Origin of the sequence: Pseudomonas sp. MPC6 (genome assembly GCF_006094435.1) — a bacterium.
GTDB lineage: Bacteria > Pseudomonadota > Gammaproteobacteria > Pseudomonadales > Pseudomonadaceae > Aquipseudomonas.
Map to the genome: position 1 here is coordinate 5260346 of NZ_CP034783.1, position 18333 is coordinate 5278678.

General features: G+C 60.7%; 13 protein-coding genes and 1 pseudogene. 6 read left to right on the top strand and 8 right to left on the bottom strand.

The annotated features are described in order from the left end of the window. Positions 1-101 precede the first annotated feature (101 nt). From ELQ88_RS26325 to ELQ88_RS26335, 3 genes are all read right to left on the bottom strand, one after another. Positions 102-968, bottom strand: a complete 867-nt coding sequence (locus ELQ88_RS26325) for a carboxylate/amino acid/amine transporter (RefSeq protein WP_138968696.1) — start codon at positions 966-968, stop codon at positions 102-104. A gap of 335 nt (positions 969-1303) precedes the next feature. Further along, positions 1304-1903 carry an FMN-dependent NADH-azoreductase gene (locus tag ELQ88_RS26330; protein WP_138968698.1) on the bottom strand — a complete coding sequence of 200 codons (600 nt, stop codon included), beginning with the start codon at positions 1901-1903 and terminating at the stop codon, positions 1304-1306. A gap of 244 nt (positions 1904-2147) precedes the next feature. Then, complete coding sequence (locus ELQ88_RS26335; protein ID WP_128872058.1) at positions 2148-2477, bottom strand: 3-phosphoglycerate kinase; 330 nt, start codon at positions 2475-2477, stop codon at positions 2148-2150. 48 nt (positions 2478-2525) lie between these two features. Between ELQ88_RS26335 and ELQ88_RS26340 the strand changes: the two genes are divergently transcribed. The 5 genes from ELQ88_RS26340 (at position 2526) to aqpZ (ending at position 7759) form a co-directional block, all read left to right on the top strand. Then, a complete protein-coding gene (locus tag ELQ88_RS26340; protein WP_064679189.1) occupies positions 2526-3449 on the top strand; it encodes a LysR family transcriptional regulator in 924 nt (307 codons plus the stop codon). A 14-nt stretch (positions 3450-3463) separates the two neighbouring features. After that, the gene (locus tag ELQ88_RS26345) at positions 3464-4279 is read left to right on the top strand and encodes an alpha/beta hydrolase (RefSeq protein WP_128872057.1); all 816 of its coding nucleotides are present in this window, start codon (positions 3464-3466) and stop codon (positions 4277-4279) included. Next, positions 4273-4833: a peptidylprolyl isomerase gene (locus tag ELQ88_RS26350; protein WP_128872056.1), complete on the top strand. Its 561-nt coding sequence runs from the start codon at positions 4273-4275 to the stop codon at positions 4831-4833. Before ELQ88_RS26345 ends, ELQ88_RS26350 begins: the two co-directional genes overlap by 7 nt. 82 nt (positions 4834-4915) lie before the next feature. Further along, positions 4916-6748, top strand: a complete 1833-nt coding sequence (locus ELQ88_RS26355) for an ABC transporter ATP-binding protein (RefSeq protein ID WP_138968700.1) — start codon at positions 4916-4918, stop codon at positions 6746-6748. A 315-nt stretch (positions 6749-7063) separates the two neighbouring features. Continuing rightward, positions 7064-7759 carry an aquaporin Z gene (aqpZ, locus tag ELQ88_RS26360; RefSeq protein WP_138968702.1) on the top strand — a complete coding sequence of 232 codons (696 nt, stop codon included), beginning with the start codon at positions 7064-7066 and terminating at the stop codon, positions 7757-7759. 15 nt (positions 7760-7774) lie between these two features. Here aqpZ and ELQ88_RS26365 read toward each other — a convergent pair whose 3' ends face one another. Then, on the bottom strand, positions 7775-8899 hold the full coding sequence (locus tag ELQ88_RS26365) for a GNAT family N-acetyltransferase (RefSeq protein ID WP_138968704.1): 1125 nt from the start codon (positions 8897-8899) through the stop codon (positions 7775-7777). A 289-nt stretch (positions 8900-9188) separates the two neighbouring features. Here ELQ88_RS26365 and ELQ88_RS26370 point away from each other — a divergent pair, with 289 nt between their 5' ends. Further along, the gene (locus ELQ88_RS26370) at positions 9189-10481 is read left to right on the top strand and encodes a putative porin (RefSeq protein WP_138968706.1); all 1293 of its coding nucleotides are present in this window, start codon (positions 9189-9191) and stop codon (positions 10479-10481) included. 124 nt (positions 10482-10605) lie between these two features. Here ELQ88_RS26370 and ELQ88_RS34830 read toward each other — a convergent pair. From ELQ88_RS34830 to aceK, 4 genes and pseudogenes are all read right to left on the bottom strand, one after another. Then, positions 10606-10692 (bottom strand): annotated as a pseudogene (locus ELQ88_RS34830) (outer membrane lipoprotein carrier protein LolA); the annotation flags it as partial. Between the two features lie 25 nt (positions 10693-10717). After that, complete coding sequence (locus tag ELQ88_RS26380; RefSeq protein WP_138968708.1) at positions 10718-11839, bottom strand: beta-ketoacyl-ACP synthase III; 1122 nt, start codon at positions 11837-11839, stop codon at positions 10718-10720. 432 nt (positions 11840-12271) lie between these two features. Next, positions 12272-16183 (bottom strand): ATP-dependent RNA helicase HrpA, encoded by a 3912-nt coding sequence (gene hrpA / locus ELQ88_RS26385; protein WP_138968709.1) that lies wholly within the window; start codon positions 16181-16183, stop codon positions 12272-12274. Between the two features lie 304 nt (positions 16184-16487). Continuing rightward, complete coding sequence (gene aceK / locus ELQ88_RS26390) at positions 16488-18209, bottom strand: bifunctional isocitrate dehydrogenase kinase/phosphatase (protein WP_138968711.1); 1722 nt, start codon at positions 18207-18209, stop codon at positions 16488-16490. Positions 18210-18333: the final 124 nt, after the last annotated feature.

The window sequence follows — 18333 nt, forward strand, 5'->3', positions numbered from 1 at the left end:
ATACCCCGTAGGAGCGAGGCTTGCCCGCGAAGGCGGTGTGTCAGACACCCATCGCCTGACTGACACACCGCCTTCGCGGGCAAGCCTCGCTCCTACAGGGTTCAGTGTACGGTTACAGGTTTGCGTACACCCAACCGGCTGATCCAAACCGCCATCAGTATCACCGACCCGCCCAGGAACAACCGCCCCAGCTCCTCATCCTGATTCCAGATCAGCAAATTGATCAGCAGCCCCACCGGCACATGCAAATTGTTCATCACCGCCAGCGTCCCGCCGTTCACCAGGCACGCCCCCTTGTTCCACCAGTACAGGCCCAATGCCGTCGAGACCAGGCCGAGGAATAGCAGCACGCCCCATTGCAGGGGTGCCTCAGGCAGGAAGTTCTGTTTGCCGAACAACAGAAACGCCGGCAATGCCACCGCCAGTGCGCCGAGGTAGAAGTAACCGAAGCGCCGGTAGTGCGGCAGGTCGCTTGGGTGACGGGCCACCAGATGTTTGTAGAGCACCTGCCCGGCCGCGTAGGTGAAGTTGGCCAATTGCAGCAGCAGAAAACCCATGAAGAAGTCCGGGTTGATCCGGTCGAAGCGGATCACCGCCGCGCCGAGCACGGCCACCAGGGCCGCCACCAGGGCCCAGGGATTGAAACGCCGGTTCAGGGCATCTTCGATCAGGGTCACGTGCAACGGCGTGAGGATGGTGAACAGCAACACTTCCGGCACCGTCAGCACCCGGAAGCTCAGGTACAGGCAGACGTACGTCACGCCGAACTGCAAGGCGCCGATCAACAGCATGCCGCGCATGAACGCCGGTTCCACCGAGCGCCAGCGCGTCAGCGGGATAAAGACCAGGCCGGCGAGCACGACTCGCACCAGCACCGCGAAGTAGCTGTCGACATGTCCGGCCAGGTATTCACCGATCAGGCTGAAGGAAAACGCCTGGATCAGCGTGACAAAAAGTAGATAGCCCATGCTCGCCTCATTTTCGGATGGCGGCGACGATAGCGGGTTTTGCCCGTCACTGCGACTCGGCAACCAATACAAAACCCCCTGTAGGAGCTGGCTTGCCAGCGAAGGGGCCCTCAAGTCTTGCAGCGCTCTCCAGGCCGCCTTCGCTGGCAAGCCAGCTCCTACAGGGGGTTGTGTGTGAGCCCAGCAAATCCCGGGCAAAAAAAAGCCCGATCTCGCTAAAGCGTTCAATCGGGCTACCGCACTCAGGAGCAACAAGTGCAAAGGGAGGTTTGATGCGTGTTCAAGTGTTGCGTCAGGTCACTAGACCCTCCAGCGATTATCTGGCGATTAACGGCTCAGGCGACCAGGGAAAGCCTGGCGTTGGCCTGGTTCAGGCCTTTCTCCTGGAAGTCACCGCCCAGGTTCATGCCTTCGGCGTGAATGAAGGTCACGTCGTGAATGCCGATGAAGCCCATGACCTGGCGCAGGTAGGGTTCCTGGTGATCCGCCGGGCCGCCGGCATAGATCCCGCCGCGAGCGGTCAGCACGTAGGCACGCTTGCCGCTGAGCAAGCCTTGCGGGCCGGTCTCGGTGTACTTGAAGGTCACGCCGGCGCGCAGCACGTGGTCGAGCCAGGCCTTGAGGGTGCTCGGGATCGCGAAGTTGTACATGGGCGCGGCCATGACCAGCACGTCGGCGGCCAGCAGTTCGTCAGTCAGTTGGTTGGAGCGTTCCAGCGCAACCTGTTCGATGTCGTTGCGCTGCTCGGCGGGTTTCATCCAGCCGCCCAACAGGTTGATGTCTAGATGCGGCACCGGGTTGATGGCCAGGTCACGCACGGTGATCTGGTCGTCAGGGTGAGCGGCTTTCCACTGGCTGATGAAGGTCTGGGTCAGTTGACGGGAAACCGAGTCTTGCTGACGGGCACTGCTTTCGATGATCAGAACGCGGGACATGGGCTGTAGCCTCCATCTGAGAATGCTGTAGGTCGATGGAGTGAAGGTTAAACAGAACCATATCGATGAAAAAGCGCAAATAACTGCTATAACCCATCAATAAATTCGTTTATAAACTGAGCATACCTGTGGGGCGGGCTTGCTCGCGAAGGCGGTGTGCCATTCAACAAATTTGTCGACTGATACGCCGCCTTCGCGAGCAAGTCGAATCGTCTCACCGCCGCTCCCACAGGGGACATCGATGCTATTTGGGGGTGCAACTCAGGTTGATCCGCATCTTGATGATGGTCCGGGTGAACTTCGCGGTGGCATTGGTGTGCTTGCCGGCAGGCACGTCGATCCTGCGGGTGCGCGGTGCTTCCGGGCCATTGTTGAACACCACCTTGCAGATCGCATCGGTCGTGCCGAAGTTGTTGACCTGAATGGAAGCGATGTCGCTGTCGGTGTCGTAGGCGTTGTAGTCGATGCTCATGCCGTTCAGCTGTTTCTGCACATCGATCGGATAGGCAAACGCCGTCAGCGGCAGCAGCGCCAGCACGACACAACCCGACAGCACACCACAAAGCTTTTTCATTCAGCAGTCTCCAATAAGGACTGCCAGCTTAGACAAGAGGAGCTGTTCATGAAAGCGCCCCGCGTGACCCTTGATCAATGGCGAACGCTACAGGCCGTGGTCGACCACGGTGGTTTCGCCCAGGCCGCCGAAGCGCTGCACCGCTCGCAATCGTCGGTCAGCTACACCGTGGCACGCATGCAGGATCAACTCGGCGTCCCGCTGCTGCGCATCGACGGCCGCAAAGCGGTGCTGACCGAAGCCGGCGGGGTGCTGCTGCGTCGCTCCCGCCAACTGGTGAAACAGGCCAGTCAGCTCGAAGACCTGGCCCACCACATGGAACAAGGCTGGGAAGCGGAAGTGCGCCTGGTGGTCGACGCCGCGTACCCGAGCGCCCGTCTCGTGCGCGCCTTGACCGCGTTCATGCCGCAAAGCCGTGGCTGCCGGGTGCGTCTGCGCGAAGAAGTGTTGTCGGGCGTAGAGGAGGTATTGCTCGAGGGCGTGGCCGATCTGGCCATTACCGGTTTCAGCATCCCCGGTTACCTGGGCGCGGAATTGAGCGACGTCGAATTCGTCGCGGTCGCGCACCCCGACCATCCCCTGCACCGCCTCAATCGCGAACTGAATTTCCAGGACCTGGAAAGCCAGATGCAAGTGGTCATTCGCGACTCCGGTCGCCAGCAGCCACGGGATGTCGGCTGGCTCGGTGCCGAGCAGCGCTGGACCGTCGGCAGCCTGGCCACCGCGGCGACCTTTGTCGGCAGCGGCCTGGGTTTTGCCTGGTTGCCGCGGCACATGATCGAACGGGAACTCAAGGAAGGTACGCTCAAGCTGCTACCGTTGGATCAGGGCGGCAGCCGTAATCCGAGCTTCTACCTGTATTCGAACAAGGACAAACCCCTGGGCCCGGCGACACAGATCCTCATCGAATTGCTGCGCACCTTTGATACCGCGCCGCTGGATGCGCCTTTCGCCGCCCCTGAACAAGCCTGACACGGAGTGAGAACATGGCCTATTTCGAACATGAAGGTTGTAACCTGCACTATGAGGAATATGGCCACGGCGCGCCGTTGCTGCTGGTCCACGGCCTGGGTTCGAGCACCCTGGACTGGGAACAGCAGATCCCGGCGTTGTCGGCGCGCTACCGGGTGATCGTCCCGGATGTACGCGGCCACGGTCGTTCCGATAAACCCCGCGAACGCTACAGCATCGCCGGGTTCAGTGCCGACCTGGTCGCGCTGATCGAGCATTTGCACCTTGGCCCGGTGCATTTTGTCGGGCTGTCCATGGGGGGCATGATCGGTTTTCAATTGGCAGTGGACCAGCCGCAGCTGCTCAAAAGCCTGTGCATCGTCAACAGCGGGCCGGAGGTCAAACTGCGCAGTCGCGATGATTATTGGCAGTGGTTCAAACGCTGGAGCCTGATGCACGTGTTCAGCATGGGCGCCATCGGCAAAGCCCTGGGCGCCAAGCTGTTTCCTGAACCCGAGCAGGCTCAATTGCGACAAAAAATAGCCGAGCGCTGGGCAAAAAACGACAAGCGTGCTTATCTCGCCAGCTTCGATGCGATCATAGGCTGGGGGGTTCAGGAACGACTTTCCAGGGTTGCCTGTCCAACTCTCATCATCAGCGCCGACCGTGACTACACACCGGTATCGCTGAAAGAGAAGTACGTAAAACTGCTGCCCGATGCGCGGCTGGTGGTGGTCGCCGACTCGCGCCACGCCACCCCGCTGGATCAACCCGAACGCTTCAACCAAACCCTGCTCGAGTTTCTCACCGCAGTCGACACAAACCCAATCAGGATCACTGACCCATGCTGAAAAAAATCGCCCTCGTCGCCGGCTCCGTGCTGTTTGCCGCCAATCTGATGGCCGCAACGCCCGCCGCCAAGGCGCCGCACGTGCTGCTTGAAACCACCAATGGCCAGATCGAGATCGAACTGGACCCGGTCAAGGCGCCGATCAGTACCAAGAACTTCCTTGATTACGTCAACAGCGGCTTCTACAACAACACGATTTTCCACCGGGTGATTCCGGGCTTCATGGTCCAGGGTGGTGGTTTCACTCAACAAATGCAGCAGAAAGACACCAAGGCACCGATCAAGAACGAGTCCAAGAACGGCCTGCACAACGTCCGTGGCACCCTGTCCATGGCCCGTACTTCCGTGCCGGACTCGGCCACCAGCCAGTTCTTCGTCAACGTCAAGGACAACGACTTCCTGGACCAGGGCGACGGCTATGCGGTGTTCGGTAAAGTCGTCAAAGGCATGGACGTGGTGGACATCATCGTCAACACGCCAACCACCACCCGTGGCGGCATGAAAGATGTGCCGGCCGACCCGGTGTTCATCAAGTCGGCCAAAGTCATCGACTAAGCTACACGGCAAGTCTTGAGCGGCTGCCGGAGTGCGCCGCTCACACTGTTCAAAGGAGAGCCCGTGCGCGGGCGGAGAACTGATGCTTTATCGCCGTTTCGAGAAATTGATCGACATTTTCCGCGATGCACCGACGGCCGCTCCACCGGATCGGGTTCTCCCCTTTTATACCTATTACTTGAAGCAGGTCTGGCCGAGTTTCGCCGTGCTGCTGCTCGTCGGTCTGATCGGCGCGCTGATCGAAGTGGCGTTGTTCAGTTACCTGAGTCGGATCATCGACCTGACCCAAGGCACGCCTAACGTCGATTTCTTCAAGGAACACGGGATCGAGCTGGCCTGGATGGCGGTGGTCGCCCTGGTTTTTCGGCCGATTTTTGTTGGCCTGCATGACCTGCTGGTGCACCAGACCCTGAGCCCGAGCATGACCAGCCTGATCCGCTGGCAGAACCACAGTTATGTGCTCAAGCAGAGCCTGAATTTTTTCCAGAACGACTTCGCCGGACGCATCGCCCAACGCATCATGCAGACCGGCAACTCGTTGCGCGACTCGGCCGTGCAAGCGGTGGACGCGCTGTGGCATGTGCTGATCTACGCGATCAGCTCGCTGGTGCTGTTCGCCGAGGCCGACTGGCGCCTGATGATCCCGCTGCTGACCTGGATCGTCGCCTTCATCAGTGCCCTTTATTACTTCGTGCCGCGGGTCAAGGAGCGCTCGGTGGTGTCCTCCGATGCGCGCTCCAAACTCATGGGGCGGATAGTCGACGGCTATACCAACATCACCACCCTGAAGCTGTTCGCCCACACCAACTTCGAGCAGCAATACGCGCGCGAAGCGATCAAGGAACAAACTGAAAAAGCCCAACTGGCCGGCCGGGTTGTGACCAGCATGGACGTGGTCATCACCAGCATGAACGGCTTGCTGATCGTCTGCACCACCGGCCTGGCGTTGTGGCTGTGGACGCAGTCGCTGATCACCGTGGGGGCCATTGCGCTGGCCACCGGCCTGGTGATCCGTATCGTCAACATGTCCGGCTGGATCATGTGGGTGGTCACCGGCATCTTCGAAAACATCGGCATGGTCCAGGACGGTCTGCAGTCTATTTCCCAACCGGTCAGCGTCACCGACCGCGAGCAGGCCAAGCCCTTGGTGGTGCCCCGTGGCGAAGTGCGTTTCGAGCAGGTGGATTTCCACTACGGCAAGAAGAGCGGGATCATCGCCGACCTCGACCTGATCATTAAACCTGGCGAGAAAATCGGCCTGATCGGCCCGTCCGGCGCCGGTAAATCGACCCTGGTCAATTTGCTGCTGCGCCTGTATGACGTGCAGGGCGGGCGGATTCTCATCGACGGCCAGAACATCGCCGAGGTCGGCCAGGAAAGCCTGCGCGAGCGTATCGGCATGATCACCCAGGATACGTCGCTGCTGCACCGCTCGATCCGCGACAATCTGCTGTACGGCAAGCCCGACGCCACCGACGCCGAGCTGTGGGAAGCGGTACGCAAGGCCCGGGCCGACGAGTTCATCCCGTTGCTGTCGGACTCCGAAGGGCGTACCGGCTTCGATGCCCACGTCGGTGAGCGCGGGGTGAAGCTCTCCGGCGGCCAGCGTCAGCGTATTGCGATTGCCCGGGTGCTGCTCAAGGACGCGCCGATCCTGATCATGGACGAAGCCACCTCGGCCCTGGATTCGGAGGTCGAAGCGGCGATCCAGGAAAGCCTCGAAACCCTGATGCAGGGCAAGACCGTGATCGCCATCGCCCACCGGCTCTCGACCATTGCCCGGATGGACCGGCTGGTGGTGCTGGAAAAAGGCACGATCGCCGAAACCGGCAGCCATGCCGAACTGCTGGCCCATGGCGGGTTATATGCGCGGTTGTGGCAGCACCAGACGGGTGGGTTTGTCGGCATCGATTAAACATTCTGATCGCCCCCCATCCTGTGGGAGCGGGCTTGCTCGCGAAAGCGTCGTGTCAGTCGACATAAATGTTTCTGTTACACAGCTTTCGCGAGCAAGTCGAATCGTCGCACCGCCGCTCCCACATTTGATCTTCGACAACCTGAAAAACCGTCAGAGACCTTCAACCACGGGCTCTGGCGGTTTTTTATTGCCACTGGAAATCCATCAAAACCCTGCTGTAATCAGCCAAGGTTCTGGAGATGAGCCTGTCGTAAATGTGCAGGATGCATCACTCGATACAGTCTCGATAGGAAGCCTATCAAGGACACTCTCATGTCTCTGTTCAAACGTTCAGTCACTGAGTTGTTAGGTACGTTCTGGCTGGTGTTGGGGGGTTGCGGCAGTGCGGTCCTGGCCGCGTCTTCTCCGCTGGGGATCGGGGTGCTGGGTGTGGCCCTGGCCTTTGGTCTGACGGTACTGACCATGGCATTCGCCATTGGCCATATTTCCGGCTGCCATCTCAACCCCGCCGTTTCGGTCGGTTTGTTCGTTGGCGGTCGATTCCCCGCCAGAGAGCTGCCCGCCTACATCATCGCTCAGGTAATTGGCGCGATTATCGCGGCGGCCTTGATCTACTACATCGCCAACGGCAAGGAAGGCTTCGAGCTCGCCAACGGTCTGGCTTCAAACGGCTATGGCGAGCATTCTCCCGGCAAATACTCGATGGCCGCAGGCTTTGTCTGTGAGCTGGTGATGACGGCGATGTTCGTGCTGATCATCCTCGGTGCCACCGACAAGCGAGCCCCCGCCGGGCTGGCGCCGATCGCCATCGGCCTGGCCCTGACGCTGATTCACCTGATATCGATTCCAGTCACCAATACTTCGGTCAACCCGGCCCGTAGCACTGGCCCGGCGCTGATCGTCGGTGGCTGGGCCATCGCGCAATTGTGGATGTTCTGGGTGGCACCGATGGTCGGCGCGGTGATCGGCGGCGTGACATATCGATGGTTAGGCAAGGAAGGCAGCTGAAGCCCAGGGCGAGGATCAGTCTTGCCGGTAAGGCAAGGCCGTCCTCGCTTCCTCGGCATACGCCAACACACCGACGCGCTCTTGCTGCAGGAAGTCTTTGACGGCCGCTTTCAGGCCGGGATGGCGCAGGTAGTGCCAGGAATGGGTGATCACCGGTTCGAACCCGCGAATCAACTTGTGTTCGCCCTGGGCACCGGCATCGAAACGCTGGAAGCCGTTGGCAATCGCGTAGTCCATGCCCTGATAGAAACACGTCTCGAAGTGCAGGCGGTCAAACTCCGCCAGGCATCCCCAATAGCGACCGTAAAAGCTGTCGCCCCCCACCAGGCTGAACGCCATGGCTACTGGTCGCGAGCCCTGTTTGGCCAATACCACGCGAATCGATTCCGGCATCCGCTCGGCCAACAGACTGAAAAACTCCCGGGTCAGATAAGGCCGTTGCCGCCGCACTGCGTAGGTGTTGGCGTAGCAGGCATAGACAAAATCCCACTGCAGCTGATCCAGCTGCCGACCTTCAAGCCATTCGAAATCAATCCCCTGCCCCGCCACTTGCTCGCGCTCTTTGCGCATCTGCTTGCGCTTGCGCGAACTGAGGACGTCGAGAAAATCCTGAAAGTCCCGATAGCCGCGATTCTGCCAGTGGTACTGACAGCCGATGCGCTGCAACCAGCCCGGTTGTTCGGCCAATGCGGCATCGGTGAAGGGATCGGTGAAGTTGATGTGAGCACTTGAGAGCTGTTCGATCTCAAGGTAGCCGGGCAGGCTTTTCAACAGCTCGAAACCATCTTCGAGGGAGGCCGCCAGCAAGCGCGGGCCACTGACCGGGCTGAACGGTACGGCGCTCAACAGCTTGGGGTAATAGTCGATGCCGGCGCGCTCGCAGGCATCGGCCCAGGCGTGATCGAACACGTACTCGCCATAGGAATGCCATTTGCGGTAACCGGGCAGCGCGGCAATCAGGCGATCGCCTTCGATGTTCAGCAAATGCTCGGGTTGCCAGCCGGAATGCGGGCCGACGCTACCGCTGTCTTCCAGGGCGCAGAGAAAAGCATGGCGCAGGAATGGCTGGCTATCCGGCACCAGGGCATCCCAGGTGTTCGCAGCGATTTCGGACAGATTTTCCAGACGTTGCAACGGCATCAACTTCCTCTCCACTTCTTTGCGTGAAAGCCCCGCGAGTATCGCTTATCGCGCAGCTCTCCACACGATCTATCCGACCGCAGCGCTCTGGAAAGGGGTTTCCAGGTGGTTCCAGGGGCATCGGTACGGTCATCGAGACGCCATCATTTTGCCACTGCTTTGTCATAATCGATCGCGATACTGGCGCCAGTTTTTAGAGCGTCGGGTTCTACCCGGCCCCTGTTTCCGTCCTCAAGGTCGGTTGTGTTCTGGATGGCTCAGTCATCCTCTTACATCTTCGGAGATTGATATGCGTCTTGCTTCCACGAAAACTGCGGCAGCCCTGTGCGGTGGCCTGATGCTGGCCATGAGTGTTCCGGCCAGCGCCGCAGTCGACGCCAAACTGCTCGACATGCTCAAGGCCAACGGTTCGATTTCCCAGGCGCAGTACGCTGAACTGCAGGCCGAACTGGCCAAGGATCAGAAGGACCAGCAGATTGCCCGTCAGGCTCAGCAAGAGACCAACGAACAAATCGCGGCCACCGCGAAGAAAACCAATGAGCTGAGCACCTTCGACCAGAAACTGGCGTGGGCGGCCAAGACCCAGTTCAAGGGCGATGTGCGTTTCCGTCAGGAGACGGTCAAGAACGACGGCGTGTCCAACTCCGGCGACCAGGACCGCCAACGTATTCGTGCCCGCCTGGGCGCCTACACCGAAATCAATCCGCAAGTGGACACCGGCATTCGTATCGCCACTGGCAACAACAACGACGCTCGCTCCACCAACCAGAGCCTGGAAGGCAACTTCTCCAAGAAAGATATCTGGCTGGACCAGGGCTACGTCGACTACCACCCGACTGCCATCAAGAATTTGCACTTGATCGGCGGCAAGATGCCACAGCCATGGGTGAGCATGGGCGACATCATCTGGGATAGCGACATCAGCCCGGAAGGTCTGGCGGTGACTTACAAATACCCGCTAGGCAGCACGGCCGAGCTATTCGGTAGCGCCGGCCACTACACTCTTCAGGACAACGTCGACGGCGAAGGCAAACAGTTCCGTCACGACCTGCGTCTGTATGCTGGCCAGTTGGGCGCACGCTTCGCGATCACCGACAACCTGAAAATGACGCTCGGTGGCAGTCTTTACGCTTACGACAACGACGAGGACGCCGCGACACTGGCTATCAACGGCAACAGCCCGGGCGAAGAGTTCAAAGTGTACGAAGGCTTCGGTCAGCTCGACATCGGCGGTCTGCCGATGCCACTGTCGCTGTACGGTCAAATCGTCAACAACGACAGTGCGAGCAACGATCAGGACATGGGCTGGCTGGCCGGGGTCAAGACCAAGTTCTACGGCTTCGGCGTGGATTACAACTATCGCGACGTACAGCGTAACGCCGTGGTCGGTGCCTTTACCGACTCCGACTTCGCCAACGGTTTCACCGGTTCGCGCGGCAGCAAGTTGAAAGTGAGCTACGAGATCGACAAGAACTTCGCCCTCGGCGCGACGTACTTCATGGCTGACTCCGACTTTACCAACGCCAACCTGCGGGATTCGAAAATCAACACCCTGCAGCTGGATGCAGAAGCCAAGTTCTGATTCCTCGCTACATGGCTCGGGCAAGGAAGCCTGAGCCGCATTTTTTACAGCCTGGCGTTGCTGCATCGGTCCCCATCATCCGTCCGATGCAGCAACGCCAGGCTGTTTTGTTTTTGCCAACCCCTGTAGGAGCGAGCTTGCTCGCGAAAAACCTGAGAGCGCTGCGGGGTGTCAGGTTGCCAGCGTTATCGTTGACGACCTTCGCGAGCAAGCTCGCTCCTACAGGAGGGGTGGATTCAGCGCTTGCGCAAAATCACGCTACCAATCGAATAACCGGCGCCGAACGAGCTGAGCACCGCCAGCGAACCGGCCGCCAGATCATCCTGATGCTTGTGAAAGGCAATCACCGAACCGGCAGAGCTGGTGTTGGCATAGGTGTCGAGAATCACCGGCGCTTCTTCTTCGGTGGCTTCGCGGCCCAGCAGTTTCCTGACGATCAAGTGGTTCATGCTGAGGTTGGCCTGGTGCAGCCAGAAACGCTTCACGTCAGTGATGTTGAGCTGGTTTTCTTCCAGATGGTTGGCGATCAGTTCCGCGACCATCGGGCAGACGTCCTTGAACACCTTGCGGCCTTCCTGGACGAACAGTTTGTCCTTGGCGTCGATGCCTTCTTCCGCTGCGCGATTGAGGAAGCCGAAGTTGTTGCGGATGTTGTTGGAGAACTTGGTCAGCAGCTTTGTGCTGACGATGTCGAACTGGTACTGGGAGGTGGCCAGGTCGGCACGTTCGATGATCACCGCGGTCGCGGCGTCGCCGAAGATGAAATGACTGTCGCGGTCGCGGAAATTCAGGTGACCGGTGCAGACTTCCGGGTTGACCATCAGGATCGCCCGGGCCTGGCCCAGTTGCACGCTGTTCGCCGCGGTCTGGATGCCGAAAGTCGCCGAGGAACAGGCGACGTTCATGTCGAAGCCGAAACCCTGGATGCCCAGCGCTTCCTGGACTTCGATGGCGATGGCCGGGTAGGCGCGCTGCAGGTTGGAACAGGCGACGATCACGCCGTCAATGTCCGCGGCGGTCTTGCCCGCACGCTGCAGGGCTTGCTCGGCAGCGCCGATGGCCATCTGGCAGAGCACCGACCACTCGTCATTCGAGCGCTCCGGCAGGCGTGGCGCCATGCGTTGCGGGTCGAGGATGCCGTCCTTGTCCATGACGAAGCGGCTTTTGATGCCAGAGGCTTTTTCGATAAATGCCGCGCTGGATTCGGTCAGCGCTTCGATTTCACCGCGGGCAATGGCTTCGGCGTTATCGGCGTTGAACTGCCCGACGTAAGTATTGAAAGACTGCACCAGCTCTTCGTTGGAAATGCTGTTGGCCGGGGTGTACAAGCCGGTGCCACTGATGACGACGTTATGCATGGTCGTTTCTCTGATCTGTTCAGGCAGAAAGCATTGGCACCGACGTACCAATACGCAAAGGGTCTACTCCAGGGCAACCTGGCATCGCTTTATTCCGATCCGCCCGGGCCCGTGAAGGCTGAAAACTGCGGGACTGGCGTTTATAGGCGCGAAGTTTGCCATAAACCTGGGGTTTTGGCGCCTTTTGCGAGAATACCCGCAACACGCAAATCCTGTAGGAGCCCGGCTTGCCGGCGAAGGCGTCTTCGTGGGCGATACAAGGTTTGAGGCCGCTTTCGCTGGCAAGCCAGCTCCTACACGATCTCCGGTATGCAGATGGAGAGTGGTCAACGCCAATCCCTGTAGGAGCCCGGCCTGGCGAAGGCGTCTTCGTGGGCGATGCAAGGCTTGAGGCCGCTTTCGCTGGCAAGCCAGCTCCTGCAGGGGGGCGTGTCAGGGTTCGACCTGGGTCCATTGCTTGCCCAGGCGCTTGTCGGAGATTGGCACCTTGGTCCCCAACTGCTGGGCGAACAACGACACCCGGTATTCCTCCAGCCACCAGCGATAAAGCTCCAGCTGCGGGTCGCGCTTGCCTTCCTGGGCGTGCTTGTTGGCGCGGGTCTGGTATTGGCTCCAGAGCCCGGACAACTCGCCGCTCCAGACCCGGTCCTTCTGCACCTGGGCGCCGAGTTTTTCAAAGCGTTGCTCGATGGCCTTGAGATAACGCGGCAGTTCCTTGAGCCACTGCATCGGCGTTTCACGCACGAAACCCGGATAGACCAGATGACTGAGCTGCTGCTTGATGTCGTTCAGGGCCACGGCTTGCGCCAGGTCGATCTTGCCCTTGAAGCGCTTCTGCAGACCGTGCCAGTGCTTGAGAATCTCCAGCGTCAGCTTCGCCAATCGCTCGGCGTGCTCGGTCCAGCCGCCACGTTTGCGCTCGGCCAGCGCCGCCAGTGCAGCGCCATCGCGCGGCAGCGGGTCTTCGCCGTCGAGGATGCAGCTGTCGAGGCTGGCCAGCAGGATGTCTTCCACCAGGCTGTCGATACGCCCCATGTCGCGGTACATCAGGCCCAGTTCGGTCAGCCCCGGCAACTTGCCGCGCAGGAACTTCGCCGGCTCGGCCAATTGCTGCATCAGCAAGCGCTGCAAGGCCCGGCGATGCTGGAACTCGGCTTCGGCCGGCGTCGAGAAACGCCCTTCCTTGACCGTGCCGCTCTCCTCCACCAGCGCCGGATACACCGTCATCGACAGCCCGGCGATCTTCTGCTGGGTTTTCTCAGCGACGGCGGCAAAGACTTTCGCCTCCACCGGCTGCTGGCTTTTCGCGGTTTGCGGCACGGCCAACGCCGCCTGGCTCGCCTCGGCAAAGCGCGCGGTCAACTCGGCCAGGTCCCGGCCTTCACCGAGGAACTTGCCCTGGCCGTCGACGATTTCCAGGTTCATCCGCAAATGGCTGTCGACCTGCTGCGCCGCTTCGGCCCAGGCTTCATCGCTGACCCGCGCCCCCGTCATGCGCAGCAATTCACGACCCAACGCCTGCGGCAACGAGCCCTCGGCGAAGGTCATGCGCTGCAGCGCTGCCTTGACGAAGTCCGGCACCGGCACGAAGTTCTTGCGCAGGGCCTTGGGCAGGTTACGCACCAGCGCAATGCACTTGGCCTCGATCACGCCCGGCACCAGCCACTCCAGGCGTTCCGGCGGCAGCATCGGCAACAGCGGCGCGGGCACCCGCAGGGTGACGCCGTCGCGTGGATGGTTGGGCTCGAAGTGGTAACTCAGGGCCAGTTCCAGATCGCCGATGTGCAAGGTATCCGGGTAATGCGCAGCAGTGACTTCACTGGCCTCGCGGGCCAGCACGTCTTCTTCGCGCATGATCAGCAGCTGTGGATCTTTCTGGCTGTTGACCCGGTACCAGCTGTCGAAGGTCGCGGTCTGGTGGATCTCGGCCGGCAGTCGCGCGTCGTAGAAGGCGAACAGGGTTTCTTCGTCGGCCAGAATGTCCCGGCGACGCGCCTTGGCTTCGAGTTCGTCGAGCTGTTCCAACAGTTCTTTGTTCGCCGTCAGGCATCTGGCCCGGGACTGGATCTCGCCACGCACCAAGCCTTCACGAATGAACAACTCACGGGACGTCACAGGATCGATCGGCCCATAGTGCACCGGCCGGCGACCGACCACGATCAGCCCGAACAAGGTGATCTGCTCGAACGCCACGACCTGGCCGCGCTTCTTCTCCCAATGGGGTTCGAAGTGGTTTTTCTTGATCAGGTGCCCGGCGAGCGGCTCGATCCAGTCGGCATCGATCTTGGCCACCATCCGCGCATAAAGCTTGGTGGTCTCCACCAGTTCGGCGGCCATCAACCATTGCGGGCGCTTTTTACCCAGCCCGGAGGACGGGTGAATCCAGAAGCGGCGCTGACGGGCACCGAGGTAGTCGCCGTCTTCGGTTTTCTGGCCGATCTGGCTGAGCAGGCCCGAGAGCACGGCTTTGTGCAGCTTCGGGTAATCCGCCGGCTCTTTATTGAGGCTCAGCTGCATGTCGCGGCAGATCAGGCTCAACTGCCGGTGAGAATCGCGCCACTCGCGCAGGCGCAGGTAATTGAGGAAATTCTTGCGGCACCAGTTGCGCAACGGGCTCGCCGTCAGCGCCTGGCGCTGTTCTTCAAAACCACGCCACAGGTTGACCAGCCCGGCGAAGTCCGAGTCCACGTCCTTCCATTGCGCGTGGGCCTGATCCGCCGCTTGCTGACGCTCCGGCGGACGTTCGCGCGGGTCCTGGATCGACATGGCGCTGGCGACGATCAGCACTTCCTGCAAGCTGCCGAGCTTCGCCGCTTCCAGCAGCATGCGGCCCATGCGCGGGTCCACCGGCAGTCTCGCCAGTTGACGACCCAGCGGGGTCAACTGGCTGTTGCGGTCCACTGCCGAGAGTTCTTGCAGCAGGTTGAAACCGTCGCTGATGGCCTTGCCATCCGGTGGCTCGATAAACGGGAAATCGGTGATCTCGCCCAGGCGCAGGTGCAGCATCTGCAAGATCACCGCCGCCAGGTTGGTGCGCAGGATCTCCGGGTCGGTAAATTCCGGACGACCGATAAAGTCCTCTTCGCTGAACAGCCGCACGCAGATGCCCGGTTCGACCCGCCCGCAACGGCCTTTGCGCTGGTTGGCGCTGGCCTGGGAAATGGCTTCGATGGGCAGGCGCTGGACCTTGGCCCGGTAGCTGTAGCGACTGATGCGCGCGGTGCCGCTGTCGATCACGTAACGAATGCCCGGCACCGTCAGCGAGGTTTCGGCGACGTTGGTCGCCAGCACCACGCGCCGGCCTGGGTGCGACTGGAAAATCCGCTGCTGTTCGGCCGGCGACAAGCGTGCATACAGCGGCAGGATTTCGGTGTGCTTGAGCTGGGCCTTGCGCAACATGTCGGCGGCGTCGCGAATCTCGCGCTCACCGGGCAGGAACACCAGCACATCGCCCGGGCTCTTGCGCTCGCTGCGTTCGAACGCGGCGATTTCGTCGAGGGTGGCCAGAATGGCCTGATCCACGGTCAAGTCATCCTCGACGCGGTTGCCCTCCTCGTCCTGCTCCAGGGTCAGCGGGCGATACCAGGTCTCTACCGGGAAAGTGCGCCCGGAGACTTCGACGATCGGCGCATCATCGAAATGCTTGGAAAAACGCTCCAGGTCGATGGTCGCCGAGGTGATGATGACTTTCAGATCCGGACGACGGGGCAGCAGGGTTTTCAGGTAACCGAGCAGGAAGTCGATGTTCAGGCTGCGTTCGTGGGCTTCGTCGACGATGATCGTGTCGTAGCGTTCGAGGTAGCGGTCGTTCTGGGTTTCCGCCAGCAGGATGCCGTCGGTCATCAGCTTGATCAGGGTGTTGGCATCGCTCTGATCCTCGAACCGCACCTGATAGCCGACCAGCGCGCCCAACGGCGTGCCCAGTTCTTCGGCGACCCGGCTGGCCACGCTGCGCGCAGCGATCCGGCGGGGCTGGGTGTGGCCGATCAGGCCATGCTGGCCGCGACCGATTTCCAGGCAGATCTTCGGCAACTGGGTGGTTTTACCCGAACCGGTTTCGCCAGCAATGATCAGCACCTGATGCTTGAGCAGCGCCGCCTTGATTTCATCGCGCTTGGCGGCGATCGGCAGGCTGTCGTCGTAACGCACCACCGGCAGGCTGGCGCGCCGCGCCAGCACCTGATCACAGGACGCTTGCAGGCGCGCCGCCCACTGGGCCAGCTTGGCCTCGTCAGGTTTCTTGCGCAGCTCGAGCAACTGCCGCCGCAGCCGGTGGCGGTCGGCGAGCATGGCGTGATCGAGGTTTTTCAGCAGTTTGTCGATGGAAGGCGATTCGTCAGTCATCAGGTACGCAATAAGTCGTCTAGTGGCGCAGGGGGCGGATTGTCGCAGATTTGAAGGACTATTGTAGGAGCCGGCTTGCTGGCGAAGGCGATGCGTCAGTCACATCGTAGGTGACTATCAGGCCGTCTTCGCTGGCAAGCCAGCTCCTACAGGGGTTGTGGTGTGACAGGCACAGTGGAGGTGTCTGTCAGGCCGTCTTCGCTGGCAAGCCAGCTCCTACAGGGGGTTGCGGTGTGACAGGCACAGTGGAGGTGTCTGTCAGGCCGCCTTCGCTGGCAAGCCAGCTCCTACAGGGGGGTGCGGGTTATTCGTTATCTCGGCTTTTGCGGCGGTACGGGAACACGTCGATCACCTTGCCGGCCCGAATCGCCTCCTGCAGGCTTTTCCAGTAATCGGCGTTGTACAGCTCGCCATGCAGTTGATCGAATAACTTGCGCTGCCCGGCATCGGCAAACAGAAACGGTGGAAACTCTTCGGGAAACACATCCAGCGGTCCGATCGAATACCACGGCTCGGAGGCCATTTCATCTTCCGGGGTACGCGGTTGCGGGATATGGCGGAAGTTGGCCTCGGTCAGGTAGCAGATTTCGTCATAGTCATAAAACACCACACGCCCGTGGCGGGTGACGCCAAAGTTCTTCAGCAGCATGTCGCCCGGAAAGATGTTCGCCGCCGCCAGCTGCTTGATCGCCAGGCCGTAATCTTCCAGCGCCTCGCGCACCTGCGCCGGGTTGGCGTGTTCCAGGTACAGGTTCAGCGGCGTCATCCGCCGCTCGGTCCAGCAGTGACGAATCAGCACCGTGTCGTCCTCCACCGACACCGTGGACGCGGCCACTTCGAGCAATTCTTCCAGGCACGCCGGCTCGAATTTGCTCAACGGGAAACGAAAGTCAGCGAATTCCTGGGTATCGGCCATGCGCCCGACCCGGTCGACGCTTTTCACCAGGCGGTACTTCTCGATCACGGTGGCGCGGTCGACGTTTTTCGACGGCGAGAAGCGGTCCTTGATGATTTTGAACACGGTAGTGAAGCCCGGCAGCGTGAACACGCTCATGACCATGCCGCGTACGCCGGGCGCCATGATGAACTGATCGTCGGTGTTGGCCAGGTGATTGATCAGTGCCCGGTAAAACTCGGATTTGCCGTGTTTGTAGAAGCCGATCGAGGTGTACAGCTCGGCGATGTGCTTGCCCGGCAGGATGCGCTTGAGGAAACCGATGAACTCCGCCGGTACCGGCACATCCACCATGAAATACGAACGGGTGAAGGAGAAGATGATCGACACGTCCGCTTCATCGGTGATCAACGCATCGATCTGAATCCCGCGGCCTTCGCGGTGCAGCAGCGGAATCACCAAGGGCCACTGCTCGTCCTGGGTGTAGATGCGCCCCACCAGGTACGCTCCCTTGTTGCGGTAAAGCACCGAGGAAAACAGCTCGACGCTCAGCTCCGGGTCCTTGCACACCCAGTCCGGCAGGTTCTCGCGCAATTGCGCTTCGAGACGGCGCAGGTCGGCGGGCAGGTCGGCGTAATCCTCACTGAAGCGGTAATCGGCGAAAACGCTGGCGAGCATGCCCGACAGCTGGCCTTGAGGTTTATAGGTGCGGGTTTGCGCGGCACGTGCCCGGCGCAGGCTGGGCCGGGTGGTGTGGATGAACATGCAGCCATCGCTGATCAGGTCGTGGCTGAACAGCCCGCAGAAGATCGAGTTGTACCAGGTCTCGGATAACTCATCGTCGAAGCGCAGGTCGATCAGGGTGATGTAGGCGCTCTTGACCAGCGGCCAGCAACTGTCGTCCATCAGCGTGTCGGCGTCGAAGGCGCTGCGCAGTCGCGCCACGGTTTCGCCGACTTTTTCTTCGTACAGATTGATCCGTGCAGCCGACGCGATTTGCGCCTCCTGCCACTTGGCCTGTTCGAATCGGGCTCGGGCGCCGTCGGTGATCTGACGGAAATGCTCGCGGTAATCGTCAAAGCCGTCGAGGATCATTCGGGCGATGTCGGCGGCTGGCCAATGCTGCGGCATAGGTAAAACCTCGGCGGCTGATGCTGATCGTTGGAGCCTGAGCTTAGTGGCCCTGTGTGACGCAACGCAACCATTGCCTTGTACCCTGACTGGCGCGACACTTGCGCGCCAATCATGGAAGGAA